This is a genomic window from Micromonospora olivasterospora, assembly GCF_007830265.1.
Lineage (GTDB): Bacteria > Actinomycetota > Actinomycetes > Mycobacteriales > Micromonosporaceae > Micromonospora > Micromonospora olivasterospora.
This window is the reverse complement of sequence record NZ_VLKE01000001.1, coordinates 3,026,782-3,043,048: the sequence shown is the minus strand read 5'-3', so window position 1 is coordinate 3,043,048 and position 16,267 is coordinate 3,026,782. Positions and strand designations below refer to the sequence as shown.

At 74.0% G+C, this 16,267-nt stretch carries 11 protein-coding genes and 2 pseudogenes; 5 read left to right on the top strand and 8 right to left on the bottom strand.

Features of this window, described 5'->3' with window-relative positions; translation table 11 throughout:
• Positions 1–17: 17 nt before the first annotated feature.
• Positions 18–425 carry an MFS transporter gene (locus JD77_RS13940; protein ID WP_145774774.1) on the bottom strand — a complete coding sequence of 136 codons (408 nt, stop codon included), beginning with the start codon at positions 423–425 and terminating at the stop codon, positions 18–20.
• Between the two features lie 159 nt (positions 426–584).
• On the opposite strand from JD77_RS13940, the gene JD77_RS13935 reads away from it, so the two are divergent.
• The 3 genes from JD77_RS13935 (at position 585) to JD77_RS13925 (ending at position 5,020) form a co-directional block, all read left to right on the top strand.
• Positions 585–1,970 carry an ATP-binding protein gene (locus JD77_RS13935; RefSeq protein WP_145774773.1) on the top strand — a complete coding sequence of 462 codons (1,386 nt, stop codon included), beginning with the start codon at positions 585–587 and terminating at the stop codon, positions 1,968–1,970.
• A 154-nt stretch (positions 1,971–2,124) separates the two neighbouring features.
• Positions 2,125–4,158: a HelD family protein gene (locus tag JD77_RS13930; RefSeq protein ID WP_145774772.1), complete on the top strand. Its 2,034-nt coding sequence runs from the start codon at positions 2,125–2,127 to the stop codon at positions 4,156–4,158.
• A gap of 94 nt (positions 4,159–4,252) precedes the next feature.
• Positions 4,253–5,020: a VOC family protein gene (locus JD77_RS13925; protein ID WP_145774771.1), complete on the top strand. Its 768-nt coding sequence runs from the start codon at positions 4,253–4,255 to the stop codon at positions 5,018–5,020.
• Between the two features lie 7 nt (positions 5,021–5,027).
• Here the strand turns inward: JD77_RS13925 and JD77_RS13920 are convergent, their stop codons facing one another.
• The 4 genes and pseudogenes from JD77_RS13920 to JD77_RS13905 all read right to left on the bottom strand — a co-directional run.
• The gene (locus tag JD77_RS13920; protein WP_145774770.1) at positions 5,028–5,810 is read right to left on the bottom strand and encodes an ABC transporter ATP-binding protein; all 783 of its coding nucleotides are present in this window, start codon (positions 5,808–5,810) and stop codon (positions 5,028–5,030) included.
• Positions 5,807–6,886 carry a FecCD family ABC transporter permease gene (locus JD77_RS13915; protein ID WP_145774769.1) on the bottom strand — a complete coding sequence of 360 codons (1,080 nt, stop codon included), beginning with the start codon at positions 6,884–6,886 and terminating at the stop codon, positions 5,807–5,809. The genes JD77_RS13920 and JD77_RS13915 overlap by 4 nt, the downstream gene beginning before the upstream one ends.
• A gap of 72 nt (positions 6,887–6,958) precedes the next feature.
• Complete coding sequence (locus JD77_RS13910) at positions 6,959–7,894, bottom strand: ABC transporter substrate-binding protein (protein WP_145774768.1); 936 nt, start codon at positions 7,892–7,894, stop codon at positions 6,959–6,961.
• Positions 7,895–8,258: 364 nt separating this feature from the next.
• A pseudogene (locus tag JD77_RS13905) lies at positions 8,259–9,571 on the bottom strand (M14 family metallopeptidase); the annotation flags it as partial.
• A gap of 216 nt (positions 9,572–9,787) precedes the next feature.
• On the opposite strand from JD77_RS13905, the gene JD77_RS13900 reads away from it, so the two are divergent.
• Positions 9,788–11,128, top strand: coding sequence for a C39 family peptidase (locus tag JD77_RS13900; RefSeq protein WP_145774766.1), 1,341 nt, complete (start codon positions 9,788–9,790; stop codon positions 11,126–11,128).
• Positions 11,129–11,176: 48 nt separating this feature from the next.
• Here the strand turns inward: JD77_RS13900 and JD77_RS13895 are convergent, their stop codons facing one another.
• The 3 genes from JD77_RS13895 to mqnE all read right to left on the bottom strand — a co-directional run bounded on the left by JD77_RS13895 (position 11,177) and on the right by mqnE (position 13,143).
• Entirely contained in the window at positions 11,177–11,458 is a 282-nt protein-coding gene (locus tag JD77_RS13895; RefSeq protein WP_145774765.1) for a DUF4229 domain-containing protein, read from the bottom strand.
• A gap of 141 nt (positions 11,459–11,599) precedes the next feature.
• Positions 11,600–11,959, bottom strand: a complete 360-nt coding sequence (locus tag JD77_RS13890; RefSeq protein WP_145774764.1) for a hypothetical protein — start codon at positions 11,957–11,959, stop codon at positions 11,600–11,602.
• 14 nt (positions 11,960–11,973) lie between these two features.
• Positions 11,974–13,143, bottom strand: a complete 1,170-nt coding sequence (mqnE, locus tag JD77_RS13885) for an aminofutalosine synthase MqnE (protein ID WP_145774763.1) — start codon at positions 13,141–13,143, stop codon at positions 11,974–11,976.
• A gap of 233 nt (positions 13,144–13,376) precedes the next feature.
• Here mqnE and JD77_RS13880 point away from each other — a divergent pair.
• Positions 13,377–14,910: pseudogene (locus JD77_RS13880) on the top strand (C40 family peptidase).
• The last annotated feature ends 1,357 nt before the right edge of the window (positions 14,911–16,267 follow it).

Genomic DNA, 16,267 nt, shown 5'->3' with positions numbered 1-16,267 from the left:
CGGCACCCGAGCGGCGCTCAGCGGGTTGGCCCCGGAGTGGTGAATTCCGCAGCCGCCACCGGTGCCCGGCCGGCCCGGGCAGCGCGGACGACCGGGACGGCCAGCGCGGCGACCACCAGAGTCCCCGCGACACCGCACGCCGCCACCAGCGGCCGGGGGTCGAACAGCTCCAGCAGCACGCCGCCGGCCACGAAGCCGGCCATCGCGGCGCCCTGGGCGGCGGCGCCGAAGACCGCGTACGCCCGTCCGCGCGCCGCCTCGGGGACCCGGCGGGCGAGCAGCACGTTGTTCAGGACGTTGTCCCCTCCGTTGGCTACGCCGCCGAGCAGCCAGATCGGCACCAGCAGCAGCGCGGACGGCACGGCGGCGGAGGCCAGCACCGCCAGGCAGCAGAAGCCGAGCAGGGCCAGCCCGGCCCCGAGCAGCCGCCCGTCGTGGCGCCCGGCGGATCCAGTCCCGGGTGCGCTGGCCGTCGCGCGTCAGGTGCGCTGGGCCGGCACCCTGGAACGGACCTTTGGCAGTACCTGCAAGACGGTGTACTACAAACAGCTTGTACTACAAATTGTTTGTAGTACCGTGATGTTGTGCAGGTCGTTGGACGGAAGACCGAGCTGGCGGAACTGACCGCGGCTTGGGAGCGCGCCAGAAGCGGTGAACCGGAGTTGGCCGTTGTCTGGGGGCGACGGCGGGTCGGCAAGACGTACCTGCTGACCCACTTCGCCGAGGGCAAGCGCGCGATCTACTTCACGGCCACCCGTCAAGACAGCGACGTCCGACAGCTACGTCGGTTCGCCGGAGCGCTCCGCGAGCAACTCGGCGACGAGGTTACGGACCTGGCACCGGAGACCTTCCCGACCTGGGAGGCAGCCCTACGGTTCGTCGCCGGGCTGGCCCGCACCGAGCCTTTGCTGGTGGTCCTCGACGAAGCCCCCCGTCTCACCGGCGGGCACGCCGACTTCGCCGACACCGTCTCCGCGGTGTGGGAGAACCACGTCCGGAGCCAACGGCTGATGCTGGTACTCACCGGCTCGGCGGTCGCGGTCATGGAACAGATGCTGGGTCCACAGGGTGGCCTGCACCGCCGCGCCAGTGTCGAACGGCGAATGGACCCCTTTCCACTCATCGATGCGCGGGCCTTCCAGCCGGACCTGTCGCCGACAGACTTCATCCAGGCCTACGCAGCCTGCGGCGGCTATCCGCTGCACCTCGCCCGGTGGTCACCACGACGATCCGTCGAGGAGAACCTCGACGAGTTGGCCTTCACTCCTGGCGGGTTGCTCCTACGCGACGCGCCGGACATCCTCTCCGAAGATCTGGACTGGCGCGGTGGGTACGAACGGGTTCTCACCGCCATGGCCGGTGGTGCCAGGCGGCGGTCGAAGATAGCCGGCCGGGCGCAGCAGCGCATCGACTACACCCTCGACCGGCTGCGCCGAGCCGGCTACGTACGGGCGGTCCGCGCCCTCGGCAGCGGCGGTTCCGCCGATCCCCTCTACGAGATCGCCGACGACTACCTTGCCTACTGGTTCCGAGTTCTGCGAGACGATGCCGACCTGATCGACGGCGGCCAGGGGGCGGCAGTACGGCAGCGCACCTCCGGACGCTGGCAGACGCACCTGGCCCGAGTCTTCGAGGCCGCCGCCCGCGATCACGCTCAGCGACTGGTGGCGGCTGGCGCACTGCCCAGCGACACGGTTGTCGGGCGCTGGTGGAAGGACGAGACCGTCGAGATTGACGTGCTCGGGCTCACCGGCGACGAGCCGGTCCTCGTGGGTGAATGCCGGTGGCAGGCCAAACCGCTCACTCAACGCGACCTCGGCGATCTGCAACGACGGGCTGCGCACCTACCCCCGCCGGGTCAGGCCCACCCCACGTACGCGTTCTGGTCTCGCGGCGGCGCGGACGACGCCCTGGCAGGCCATCCCGAAGTCCGCACGTTCACGCCCGCCGACATCCTCGCCACCGCCTGAAATTGACTCGCTGGCTGCCGTGCCGGCGCGTACGATCGAACGCCGCGCGGATTCCGCGCGTCCTCCTCCCACCGGGCACAGCCGACACCTGCCGACGGAGCGCCGGGCGGCCCAGGTCGACCGATCACACGCACGCACCGGAAGGTCTGCTCGGATGACCCTTGCCGCCCGGAACAGCCCCGCCGCCGGGGCCGACACCCTCGACGACCAGCTCACCGCCGAACGCGAGCACCTCGCCACCTCCCGCGACGCCCTGCGGCGCATGCGGGAACGGGCCGAGGCGCTGTACGCCACGGGCGACAAGGTCGCCGGTGACGCGTACACCGCCGAGCAGCTCGGCCGGCACATGGCCCGGCGGGTCGCCGAGCTGGCCGACGACCCGACCACGCCGCTCTTCTTCGGCAGGCTGACCTTCGCCGACGCCCGGTACCACATCGGGCGGCGGCACGTCACCGACGACCTCGGCGAGCCGCTGGTGCTGGACTGGCGGGCGCCGGTCTCCCGGTCGTTCTACCGGGCCAGCGCCCGCGACCCGCAGGGCGTGTCGGTCCGACGCCGGTTCGGGTTCAGCGCCGGCGCGCTGACCAGCTTCGAGGACGAGCACCTGGACCGGGGCGAGGAACTGGGCACGGCCAGCCGCATCCTCACCGCCGAGATCGAGCGCCCCCGCGTCGGCCCGATGCGCGACATCGTCGCCACCATCCAACCCGAGCAGGACGAGCTGGTCCGCGCCGACCTGGCCGACTCGATCTGCGTACAGGGTGCCCCGGGCACCGGTAAGACGGCGGTCGGCCTGCACCGGGCGGCGTACCTGCTCTACCTGCACCGGGAGCGGCTGCGCCGGTCCGGCGTGCTGATCGTCGGGCCGAACCGGGCGTTCCTGTCGTACATCGCGGCGGTGCTGCCGGCGCTCGGCGAGGTCGAGGTCGAGCAGGCGACCGTGGAGGACCTGATCGCCCGGGCGCCGGTGCGCGCGGTCGACGACCCGGCGGTGGCGGCGCTCAAGCACGACGTGCGGATGGCCGAGGTGCTGCGCCGGGCCATCGAGCGCGGCATCGGGGCGCCGACCGAGCCGATCATGGTCTCCGACGGGTCGTTCCGCTGGCGGATCGGGCTGGAGCCGCTGCACCGGGTCGTCGAGGAGACCCGCCGGGAGGGGCTGCCGTACGCCACCGGCCGGGAGCGGGTCCGGGCCCGGGTGGTGAGCCTGCTGCAACGCCAGGCCGAGGCCCGCCGCGCCGAGTCGCCCAGCGACGCCTGGCTCCGCCGGATGGGCAGGTGCCGGCCGGTGACCGAGTTCCTCGACGCGGTCTGGCCGGCGCTCACCCCGGAGGGGCTCGTGCACACCCTGCTCGCCGACCCCGCGGCGCTCGCCGCCGCGGCCGACGGCGTGCTCACCGAGGCCGAGCAGGCGCTGCTGACCTGGGCGAAACCCCCGCGCACCCCGAAGGCGGCGAAGTGGGCGGCCGCCGACGCCGTGCTGGTCGACGAGGCGGCCGGGCTGCTCGAACGGCCCGCCAGCTTCGGGCACGTCGTGGTCGACGAGGCGCAGGACCTCTCCCCGATGCAGTGCCGGGCCATCGCCCGGCGCAGCGAGCACGGCTCGATCACCCTGCTCGGCGACCTGGCCCAGGGCACCGCCCCGTGGGCCGCCCGGGACTGGCGGGCGTCCCTCGCCCACCTGGGCAAGCCCGACGCGGCGGTGGTGCCGCTGAGCGTCGGCTTCCGGGTGCCCGCCGCCGTGGTGGCGTTCGCCAACCGGCTGCTGCCGGCGCTCTCGGTGGACGTACCGCCGGCCGAGTCGCTGCGCCGCGACGGGACGCTGGACGTGCGTGCGGTGGCCGACCTGGCCGCGGCGGCGGTGGCCGAGGTGCGCGCGGCGCTGGCCCACGACGGCTCGGTCGGCGTGATCGCCGCCGACGACGCGGTCGCGGGCCTGCGCGCGGCGCTGGCCGACGCCGGGATCGACACCGCGACCGCCGACGACGTGGAGGCCGCGGCGCGGGTCACCGTGGTGCCCGCGACGATGGTCAAGGGCCTGGAGTACGACCACGTCGTGGTCGTCGAGCCGGCCGCGATCGTGGCCGCCGAGCCGCGCGGCCTGAACCGGCTGTACGTGGTGCTCACCCGAGCGGTCTCCCGGCTCGCCGTGCTGCACACCGCCCCGCTCCCCGAGGCGCTGCGCTGATCGGATTGTCCGAATCCCGCCCGGTGGGGTGGGCGGCGGTGCCAGGATGCCGGCAGGGCGCCCGCCGGGTCGCCACCTGCCGAGAGGGGTCAACGTGAGCAGCGTCCCGCCTGGCACTCCGTGCTGGACCGACCTGGCCACTCCGGACCTGGCGGGCGCGCGGCGCTTCTACCCGGAACTGTTCGGCTGGACCGAACGGGTCGCCCCGCAGCCGGAGGCCGGCGGCTACACCACGTTCCTGAAGGACGGGCGGGCGGTGGCCGGCGCCGGACCGCCGGCCACCGCGGACCAGGTGCCGATCTGGTCGACGTACGTGGCCACGGACGACGCCGGTCTGGTCAGCACCCGGGTGGCCGAGGCCGGCGGGCAGGTGCTGGTGGCGCCCTTCGACGTCTTCGACCAGGGGCGGATGGCCGTGTTCGCCGACCCGGCCGGCGCGGTGTTCAGCGCCTGGCAGCCGATGGCCCACCGGGGGGCCGAGGTGTTCGACGTGCCCGGGGCGATGAGCTGGAACGAGCTGATCACGCCGGACCCGGACGGCGCGAAGGTCTTCTACGAGCTGGTCTTCGGCTGGCACCCGGAGGAGCAGTCGGCGGAACCGGTGACGTACACGGGGTGGCGGCTGGGCGAGCGGGTCGTCGCCGGGATGATGCCGCCGCTGCTGGCCGACGACTTCCCCGACGACCTGCCGGCGTACTGGGCGGTCTACTTCGCGGTGGCGGACGCCGAGGCCACCGCCGCGCGGGCGGCCGAGCTGGGCGGGACCGTCCTCGTCCCGCCCCGCGACATCCCGCAGGGCCGCGTCGCCGCGCTCCGCGACCCGCAGGGCGCCCTCTTCTCGATCGTCACGCCTCCCCGGTGAGGGCTGGTCACCGGGGGCGGACGGGAACGACGAGGGGGCCGTGCTCGCCGGGGAGGACCCGGACGGAGGCGCGGTAGTGCCTGCTCAGCAGCTCCTCGGTCAGCACGTCGCGAGGCGGGCCGGCGGCGGCGACCCGGCCGGCTGCCAGCAGGACCATCCGGTCGGCGTACTCGCCGGCGAGGGAGAGGTCGTGCATGGTGGCGAGCACGGTGAGGCCGTGCTCGCGGCGCAGCTGGTCGACGAGCTCCAGCACCTCCTGCTGGTGGCCGATGTCCAGCGCACTGGTCGGCTCGTCGAGCAGCAGCAGGGTCGCCCCCTGGGCGAGCGCCCGGGCGAGGAAGACGCGCTGCCGCTCGCCGCCGGACAGGGTGGCCAGCTCCCGGCGCGCGAAGCCGCCCAGGTCCAGCCGGTCCAGCACCTCCCGTACGGCGGCCAGGTCTGCGGCGGACTCCCGCCCGAGCGGCGGGACGTACGGGGTCCGGCCGAGCAGCACGTAGTCGAACACCGACATGCCGGCGGGGACGACCGGGGACTGGGCGACCGTGGCCACGACCCGGGCCCGGTCGCGGCGGCGCAGCGCCTCGCTCGGCGTACCGAAGAGCGAGATGGCGCCCGGCGCGGGCAGCAGGCCACCGACGGCGCGCAGCAGGGTCGACTTGCCGGCGCCGTTGGGGCCGATCACGGCGACCCACTCGCCCGCGGCGACGGTCAGGTCGACGCCGAACAGGATCGGCGCCTTGTCCAGGCTGACGTGCAGGTTCCGCACCTCGACGGCGGGCGCCCCGGTCACGTCAGCACCCGCCGGGCGGTGCGCAGGACCAGAACGAAGAACGGCCCGCCGAGCAGCGCGGTGACCACGCCGATCGGGATCTCGGCGGGGGCGGCGGCGGTCCGGGCGACCACGTCGGTCAGCGCCAGGAACGCCCCACCGAACAGCATGGACAGCGGCAGGATCACCCGGTAGCTGGCGCCGGCGAGCAGCCGCACGGTGTGCGGGACGATGATGCCGACGAAGCCGATCAGCCCGGACGCGGAGACGGCGGCGGCGGTGCCGAGCGACGCGGCGGCGATCAGCAGGTACCGGGACCGCTGCGGGTGCAGGCCCAGGCTGGCCGCCTCGTCGTCGCCGACGGAGAGCACGTCCAGCTCGCGCCGGTGCAGCAGCACCACCAGGGCGGTGAGCAGGAAGTACGGCAGGACCAGCCGGACGTCGTGCCAGCCGGCGGTGGCCAGCCGACCGAGCAGCCAGGAGTAGACCTGCTGGATGCTGTCGGAGTTGCGCTGGAGCAGGTACGTCTGCCCGGCGGAGAGGAACGCGGACACCGCGACCCCGGCCAGGATCAGGGTGGCCGGGGAGCGGCCCCGCCCGCCGGCCGCCCCGAGCAGGTACGTCATGGCGACCGCCCCGAGCGAGCCGACGAACGCGGCCAGCGGGATGGTCAGCGGGAGCCCGCTCAGCGCGCCGCCGGCCCCGGCGCCGAGGGCGATGACGGCGGTGACCGCGAGCCCGGCCCCGGCCGCCACCCCGAGCAGGTACGGGTCGGCCAGCGGATTGCGGAACACGCCCTGGTAGCAGCCGCCGGCCAGGGCGAGCAGCCCGCCGACGAGCAGCCCGAGGACCACCCGGGGCAGCCGCAGCTCGGTGACGATCGCGACCTCGCGCTCGGTCAGCCCGCTGTCGAGGCGCACGCCGGGCAGCAGGTTGAGCAGTTCGGCGGCGACGCTGCCGGGCGGCAGGCTGACCGGCCCGAGCGACACGCCGGCGACCAGCGCGAGCAGCACCGCGACGACCCCCACGGCCAGCCAGCCGGGCCGCAGCCCGGCCGGCCGGCCCGCGGGGAGGTCGGCCGTACCCGTCTTCGACACCCGGTCAGCGCCCCGTCACGAGGGTCCCGCCCGACCCGTCGGCGAGGACCGTGCCGGGCTGCCTGCCGAGGGTCACGCCGGCACCCTGGCGACGGCGTCGACGACGGCCCGCAGCAGGTCGACCACGCGCGGGCCCCAGCGGGAGGCGATGTCGTCGTCGAGCGCGACGACCTGGTTGTTCTTCACCGCGGTGATGCCGGCCCAGCCGGTACGCGCCTTGACCGTGTCGGCGGACTGCTGGCAGCACTTGGTGTCGGCCAGGAAGACGAAGTCCGGGTTGGCCTTGACGATGACCTCCTGGGACAGCTGCGGGTAGCCGCCGTTCTTGCCGTCGGCGTCCGACGGGTCGGCGATGTTCTCCAGGCCGGCGAGGGCGTAGATCGAGCCGATGAACGTCTTGCTGGTCACGCTGTACAGCTCGGGGCCCAGCTCGTGGTAGTAGGTCAGCTTCTTCGACCGCTGCGGCAGGTCCTTCGTCAGCTTGGCGATCTCGTCCTTCATCCGGGTGGTGACGTCGGCCGCCTCGGTCGCGTGGCCGGTGAGCGTGCCCAGGTCGGTGATCTGCCGGTAGGTGTCCTCCAGCGTGGTCGCCGCCGGGGTGAGCAGCACCGGGATCTTCAGGGTGGTGAGCTGGTCGACGATCTTGTTGGTGTCGTTGGAGAGCACCACCAGGTCGGGACTCTTGGCGGCGATGGCCTCGGCGTTCGGCTGGAAGCCGGACAGGTCGCTCTTCGGCGCCTCCGCCGGGTAGTTCGAGTTGTTGTCCGCGGCGGCGACCTGCTTGCCGGCGCCGATGGCGAAGAGCATCTCGGTCGCGGACGGCGAGAGCGAGACGATCTTCTCCGGGCGCTTCTCCAGCGTCAGGTCGCCGACCGTGGCCGGAAAGGCGGCGCCGGCCGAGCTGGCGCCGGGCTCGGGAGCGTCGGCGGTCTTCTCGGCGCAGGCACCGAGCGCGAGCGCGGCCGCCGCGAGGGTCGCGGCGAACAGCCGGGGCGTACGTCGGATCACTTGTCCTCCTGTCGGTCGAGGAGCGTGGTGCTTCGCCGACAGGAGCCGTGTCGCCGGGCGCCCGTCCGCGAGGCGCCCTTCCTCGAAGGCGCTTGTCGCGACCGCGCCGCAGGCGGCCTGGCTCGCCCCACACGTCGGCGCCGGCCGACAGGCCGACGCCTGGGTCGGGGCGGGCCGCCTCGGGCCGGCCCCGCGCCCGCCCCGGGGAGGGCCGGACGCCGCTGGGGCATCACAGTTGCGGGACAGCGCCGGGTTCGCACCGGCTTCGCTGCGGGCTGGTCGGTGCCACGGTAGCGCACGCCCCGGTCGCACCCCGCCGACGTGGGCCCGTCCCGCGTCGGCGCGGGACGGGCCGGTCCGGTCAGCAGTACTGGGTCTGTTTGTTGATGACCCGGTACGGGCAGTCGGCGTACTCGGCGAGCAGGAGCACGGCCTCCCGGTTGCGGGAGGTCTCCCGCGGGATCACCTCGTCGGGCGGGTAGAAGCCGCCGCCGGACGCCGAGCCGGGGTACATCTCGAAGGTGTACGCCCAGATCTTGTGAGTCCCCCACAGCCAGTCGAGGCTGTCGCCGTCGGTGATGTAGAGGTCGCTGGACTGCTCGGGCGTGTAGCCGTTGGTGGCGGCCATCCGCTGGCCGAGCGTGGCGAAGGTGTTGTACTGGTCCAGCGTCATCCCGGTGGGCGTGTTCGCCGTGGTGTAGCCGAACGGCCAGAGCACCAGCTGCGAGTACGTGTGGAAGTCGATGTTGGCCTTGATCTGCTGCACGCCGCCGACGACCCGGCTGTTGACGAAGTTCCGCAGTGCCTGGCTCTCGGGGGCCGAGAAGGCGGACGGGCCGCGGTAGGTCTCCGACGACGTGGAGCCGGACGAGCCGCCGCAGCAGCCCCAGTTGTAGCCCCAGTTGCGGTTCAGGTCGGTGCCGACGTACGACGAGCCGCTGTTGGGCTGCCGGTTCTTCCGCCAGGACCGGTACGAGCCGGTGGCGATGTCGTACTCGCTGCCGTCCGGGTTGACCGTGGGGACGATCCAGAGCTCCCGGGTGTTGACGATGTTGGTGATCCGGGAGTCGGTGCCGTAGTTGTCGGTGAAGAGGTCGAGCAGGTAGATCGCCATCTCGACGGTCAGGTGCTCGCGGGCGTGCTGCTGGGAGTTGAACAGGATCTCCGGCTCGTTCTCGTCGGTGCCGACGTTGTCGGAGATCTTCACGGCCATCAGGTCGCGACCCTCGTACGAGCGGCCGAGGCTGGACTTGCGGGCGATGGCCGGGTGGTCGGTGACCACCTGGTTCACCTTGGCGGTCAGCTCGGCGTAGTCGTGGTAGTTGGAGTCGGCGGACGGGAAGCCGGCGATGCCGACGTCCCCGGCGGGGGCGGGCGCGGACTCCCTCTCCAGCCGGAAGCCGAGCCGGGTGATCGCCGCCGCCTCGGCGGCGGTGGCCGTGACGTGCAGCTTGCCGTGCTCGACGTAGTCGATCGCGGCGCCGGTGCGGGCCACCGCGTTGCGGTCGGCCAGCGTACGCGGGCCGAGCACCCGGTACTCGGCGGAGGCCGGGTCGGCGGCGCGGTCGGGGCGGGTCGCGCGGAGACCGGCCCGGCGGCCACGGTGACGAGGCCCAGGCCGGCGGCGGCGGCGAGCACCAGCGCGCGGCGCAGGCGGACGGGGGCGGGGATGCCCATGGACAACCTCCTCGGAGTACGGGAGATCCCGTTTCGTGCTGCACACTTCACCACCCGTCACATGGTCATATCAATATCTTTCACTCTCCAATCCATCCCGGCCCGGTCGTCCCGCCGGCAATCGTTTTCCATCCGCCAGGATCTGGCGAAACTTCCCGCCAAGCGGGATAGTGACCAGCAAAGATGCCCTGACCCGCCTCACCTCGCGGAGATCACATGGCCAGCAGAGCCCTACGCGCGGTCGCCCTCGCGGGCGTCGCCGCGCTCACCCTCGTCGGCACGGCCGTGCCGGCCCACGCCGACAACAACCTGCCCGTGGTCGCGCACGACGAGCAGATCACCTTCCAGGAGTGGTCCACGTACCCCGACTGGCGCTCCGGCGAGCACCGGGGCACCCGGGCCCTCCCCGGTCACCGCACGGGAATCACCATCGACCGGCCCGCCGGCACGACCAACTTCACCGACGAGCACACCGGCGCCACCAGCACCTGGGAGTACGCCACCTGGACCTCGCCGGTGACCCGGATCGGCTTCGACGCGACGGAGCTGGTCGCGTCCTGGAACGCCGACACCCCGGCCGGCACGTGGCTGCAGGTCGAGCTCCAGGGCACCTACAACACGGGCAACCAGACCCCGTGGTACGTGATGGGCCGCTGGGCCTCCGGCGACCAGGACATCAAGCGGGCCACCCTGGACGGTCAGGGTGACCCGTGGTCGACCATCTGGACGGACACGTTCTCCATCGACGACGCCGAGGCCGGGGTGCTGCTGCGGTCGTACCAGCTGCGGCTCAGCCTGTACCGCAAGCCCGGCCAGGCCGCGTCGCCCCGGGTCTGGATGCTCGGCGCGATGAGCTCCAACATCCCCGACCGGTTCACCGTCACGCCCAGCCAGGGCGGGATCGCGTGGGGCACCGAACTGCCCGTGCCGCCGCGCTCCCAGATGATCCACCGCGGCAACTACCCGGAGTGGGGCGGCGGCGGCCAGGTCTGGTGCAGCCCGACGTCGACCACGATGGTGCTGGAGTACTACGGCAAGCTGCCGTCCGCCCAGGACATGTCCTGGATCACCCCCGGCTACACCGAGCCGCAGGTCGCCCACGCCGCCCGGATGACCTGGGACAGCGAGTACGAGGGCGCCGGCAACTGGCCCTTCAACACCGCGTACGCGGCGACCTTCCCGGGCATCGACGCCCGGGTGACCCGCCTGCACTCGCTGGACGAGGTCGAGCGATTCATCAAGGCCGGCATCCCGGTCATCACGTCGCAGTCGTTCCTCGCCGAGGAGCTGGACGGGTCGAACTACGGCACCTCCGGCCACCTCTTCGTGGTCGTCGGCTTCACCGCCGACGGTGACGTGATCGTCAACGACCCGGCGTCGTCGTCCAACGCCGAGGTGCGCAACGTCTACAAGCGCGAGCAGTTCGAGCAGATCTGGCTGCGCACCAGGCGCCACCGGGCCAACGGCACCGTGGCCGGCGGCTCGGGTGGCATCGCGTACCTGGTCAAGCCGGACAACCGGCCGTGGCCGCAGGTCCCCGGCTCCACCAACTGGTAGTCGCGTCCGGGATCGACCGTGGCACCGCCGCCCGCGGCGGCGCCACGGTCACCGCTCGTCGTCGCTCTGCCGCTGGTTGGGCTGCTCGTCCTCGCCGGCCAGCGCGGAGCGCAACCGCTCCTTCTCGGCGCGGCGCCGCTCGGCCGCCCCGGCCATCTCCTCGGCCATCTCGTCCCGCCAGCCGCGGAGCAGGAAGAACGAGAGCGCGGCGGAGAAGACCAGCGCCAGCATCAGCTTCAGGAAGATGTTCATCTCGACGGGCCAGAGCGCCGCGATGATCACCACGAACAGCCCGATCCGGCCCAGCGTGTACTTGACCGCCGCGCTCACGTTCCCTCTCCGTTCCCCGCCGCGACGCCCGGGCGGATGTTCGGCCCGGGCGTGCCCAGGCCGGCGTTGGTCAACCCGGGGCGCGCCCCGGGGCCGGCATCATCGATCGGCCCGGTTCGCGCCCGGGGCCGGCATCGTCGTTCAGCCCGTCCGGCGGCCGAGCCAACGCACGCCATGAAACCAGACCGTCGCGTACAGCAGGGTGAACGCCGCGGCGGCCAGCCCGCCGGAGAGCAGCGGCGGCAGTCCGGCGACCTGGCCGATCAGCAGCATCCCGCCGAGCACGGCGACCACGCCCGCCGTCAGGGCCGCCGCCACCCGGGCAAAGCCGAACTCACCCGCGCCGACCGTGGCGAAGCCCCAGTCGAACACCAGCAGGGCCAGCAGCCCGATCACCACGCCCGCGAGACCGATGCCGAGCAGGTCGCCGTACGCGACGACCCGCCCCTCGGCGTCCCGCCGGGGGAACCCGCCCTGGCTGCGCTGACCCGTGCCGCTCATCTCGTCGGACCGGCTCAGGCCCAGACCTGCTGCGGCTCGGCGCGCCGCTCGGCGAGCGACGGGGCGGCGTCGTACTCCCGGACGACCTCGTAGCGGGTGTTGCGCTCCACCGGCCGGAAGCCGGCGTCCCAGATCAGGTGCAGCAGGTCGTCCCGGTGCATGGTGCTCGGGGTGCCGTACGAGTCGGCGTCGTGGGTGATCTTGTATTCCACGACCGAGCCGTCCAGGTCGTCCACGCCGAAGTTCAGCGAGAGCTGGGCCACCGACAGGCCGTGCATCACCCAGAAGCACTTCACGTGCGGGACGTTGTCGAACAGCAGCCGGGAGACCGCGAACGTCTTCAGCGACTCGGCCGGCGAGGCCATCGTCGTGCGGGCCTGGATCCGGTTACGGATCTTGCCGTCCGCCGAGTCGACGAAGTCGTGCTGGTAGCGCAGGGGGATGAAGACCACGAAACCGCCCGTCTCGTCCTGCAGCTCGCGCAGCCGCAGCACGTGGTCGACCCGGTGCCGGGGCTCCTCGATGTGGCCGTAGAGCATGGTGGACGGCGTCTTCATGCCCTTGGAGTGCGCCAGCCGGTGGATGCGCGACCAGTCCTCCCAGTGGCAGGCGTGGTCGACGATGTGCTGGCGAACCTCCCAGTCGAAGATCTCCGCGCCGCCGCCCGTCAGCGACTCCAGGCCGGCGTCCATCAGCTCGTCGAGGATCGCGTCGGCCGGCAGGCCGCTGATCTTCTCGAACCACTGCACCTCGGTCGCGGTGAACGCCTTGAGCCTGACGTTCGGCAGCGCCGCCTTCAGCTCGCGCAGCACCTTCGGGTAGTAGCGCCAGGGCAGCGTCGGGTGCAGGCCGTTCACGATGTGCAGCTCGGTGAGCTGCTCGTCCTCCATCTCCTTGGCCTTGCGGACCGCCTCGTCGATGCGCATCGTGTAGGCGTCCTTCTCGCCCGGCTTCCGCTGGAAGGAGCAGTACGCGCACGACGCGGAGCAGACGTTGGTCAGGTTCAGGTGCCGGTTGACGTTGAACATGACCCGGTCGCCGTTCAGCTCGGTGCGCCGGTGGTGGGCCAGCCGGCCCAGCCAGGTCAGGTCGTCGCTCGAGTAGAGGGCGATCCCGTCCTCGCGGGTCAGCCGCTCCCCCGCGTGCACCTTCGCTTCGAGCTCGCGCTTGAGTCCGGCGTCCATCGAAAGCCACGTCCCTTCCACCTGCGGTCCGGTTCGAGCCTACGTCGGATGGCCGACAGGCCCGCCGCCCGGTCGGCCGCAGCGACGTACCTCACCGGTACTCTCAGCCGGTCGTTACCCTCCGCGCATCGACATCGCTGCGTCCGTACGGTAAGACAGGTTGGGGCGGGCCACTTCGCGGTGCCCCACCGCGCCCCACGGGCGCGGCCGAACCACGCCGGACGGGGAGCGGAATGGCGCAGAGCGGGCAGGGACGACAACGGCAACGACGGTGGCGTCCACTGATCTCCCCGGTGCTCCGGCCGGCGCTCTGGTCCGCGCTGCTCAGCGCGGTCGCCGCGGCGGCGATCGCGGCCCCCGCGTACGCCGAACCGCCGCTGCCCAACGTCGTTCCCGACACCGGCTCCCGCCCCGTGGCAGCCGGCGGCCTGCGGCTGCCCGGCGCGACCGGCCCAGGTGGACTGACCGGCACGCCGGGTCCGACCTCCCCCGTGGCGCCGCTCGGCAACGGCCCGCTCGCCGCGGCCATCGCCGCCGCCGAGACCCAGGTCGGCCTCCTCGGCGACCAACTGCTCGGGCTGCGCCAGCAACGCGCCGACGCGGAGGCCCAGTTCGCCACCGCCGACCGTGACCTGAAGACCGCCCGCGACAACCTGGCCCGCGCGCAGGAGGGCGCCGACCGCGCCGCGGCCGCCGCGCTGAAGGCCGCCGCCGCGCTGCCGCCCGGCGAGTTCGCCCGGGACCTGCGCGACCTCTCCCTGCTCCGGCAGCTCAGCCGGGGCGAGCAGACCGACGGGGCGACCACCGCCGCCGCCGGCGAGCTGAGCCGGGCCCGCGCCGCCGAGCAGATCGCGTACCAGGCGTGGACAGCCGCCGACCCGCGGATGCGCACCGTCCGTGAGCAGTACACCGCCGTGGAGAAGTCGCTCCACGAGCAGGAGACGAAGCTGCTCAAGCTGCGCAAGGACAACGCCGAGCAGCTGATCGAGCTGGAGCGCCAGCAGGAGGCGGTCGAGCAGCGGCTCGGCGCGTCGTACGTCCAGGGGCAGAGCGCCAACGGCCTCGTCGCGCACCCCACCGCGCTGGGCGCGGTCCGCTACGCCCTGGCCCAGCTCGGCGACTGGTACGAGTGGGCCGCCGAGGGCCCCGACACGTTCGACTGCTCCGGCCTGGTGTACGCGGCGTACCGGTCGGCGGGCTACTACGGGCTGCCCCGGGTCTCCCGCGACCAGTACTACGCCACCCGCGCCCGCGCCGTGAGCCGCGACGCCATGCTCCCCGGCGACCTGATCTTCTTCGCCTCGGGCAGCAGCTGGACGACGATCTATCACATGGGCATGTACCTCGGCGGCGGCAAGATGGTGCAGGCCCCCACCACCGGCCAGCGCGTGAAGATCTCCCAGGTCGCCTGGTCCCGGATGTACGCCGCCACCCGGGTCGTCGGGGCCGTGCCCGCCCCGCCCACGCCCGCCCCACGCCGACGACCAAGCCGCCGACGCCGAAGCCGACCCCACCCCCAGCGTCACGCCGAAGCCGACGACCCCGACCCCGACGCCCAGCGTCACGCCGAAGCCGACGACCCCGACGCCCACTCCCACGCCCACGGGCTCGGCGACCCCCGAGCCGACGACCACCACGGGGGCCCCGAGCGGCCAGCCGTCCACTTCGTCGGCGGGTTCGCCGGCCGCGTCGTCGTCCGGTGACCCGTCGAAGTCGGCGAAGGCGAGCAGCCCGGCGGCGAGCGCCAGCGGATCGCCGGACGCCTGAGCCGCGGTCGGCCTGCCGCAACCGTCCACTCCGGCTGTGCGGCCGGGCCGGGATGTGGCACCGTGACACGGAGAACCCCGCGGCCTCACGCCGTGGCCGGCGGGGCGAGTGCGGGCACGGAGGGCGACCATGGGCGAGCAAGACGTTCCGGCGCGGACGGCCGACTCCGGCCCCGCCGACCGTACGGCCGACCCGGCCGAAGCCCCGCTCGCTGACGGCCCGCTGAGCGCGGACGCGTCCGACGACGGCCGGGCCGAGCCGGCCGGGCGTGCGACCGCCGCCCGGGCCCGGGCCAGCGTCGCCACCGTCACCGCGCCCCCGGCGGGGGCGGCGCTGCCGGCCAGGGGCGGAACCGGCACGACGTACCGTGCGGGCGCGCCGGGCGCGACCCTGGGCGGCGGAGCCGCCGCTGCCGGCGGTCCGGCGGCACCCGCGGGCCCCGCCAGCCCGGCGAGCGCACCGCCGGCCTCCGTCGTGCCGGGCCAACGAACCGGGGCGGCCGGTGCGGCCCGGGCCAGCGCCTCCGTGCCGGGCCTGCGCGTCGCCACACCCGGGGCGGACGCGGCCGCCGGACCGGTGACCGGCGGTGCCAAGGTGTACCGGTCCGCCCCGGTGAACCCGGAACCGCCGGAGCCGGCCCGGCCACCGGAGCCCGCCGAGCCGCCCGTGCCGCCCACCCCGGAACCGGAGCCCGCCCCGGCGCCCCTCCCGCCCGTACCGGGACCGCACCCGCCGTCGCCCACGCCGCCCGTGCCCGGTCCCGTTCCGCCCGTGCCACCGACGCCGCCCGTACCGGGTCCCGTACCGCCTGCGCCGGCCCCGCCGCGGCCCCAGCCCACGCCGCCGGCACCCGGCCCGCAGCCGCCCGGCCCGGGCCGCTCCCGCCGCCCGGCCCCGGCCCGGTGCCGCCGAGCCCGCCGCCGGTTCCCGGTCCGCCCAGCCCGCCGCCGGTTCCCGGTCCGCCCAGCCCGCCGCCCGCGCCGCCGGTGCCGCCGGCTCCACCGCCGCCCGCGCCGAGGCCGGCGCCGCCGTTCCCGCCGCCGCCGATGACCGCGTCGGCGCAGGCGCCGGCCGCCCCGCCGCCGGTCGTTCCGGCGCCCGCGCTGCCGTCCTGGCCGCCGCCCACCAGCCCGGCGACCCGGCACGACCCCGCGCCCGACGCGGCCCCGCCACCCCACGCCAACGACGTACGGCGCCTCGCCCACCGTCGCCTGGTCGACGCCCACCAGCCCGCCCACCCCGCACGACCCCGCGCCCGACGCGGCCCCCGCCACCCCCACGCCAACGACGTACGGCGCCTCGCCCACCGTCGCCTGGTCGACGACGCCCACCAGCCCGAGCGGCGGGGCGCCGGGGA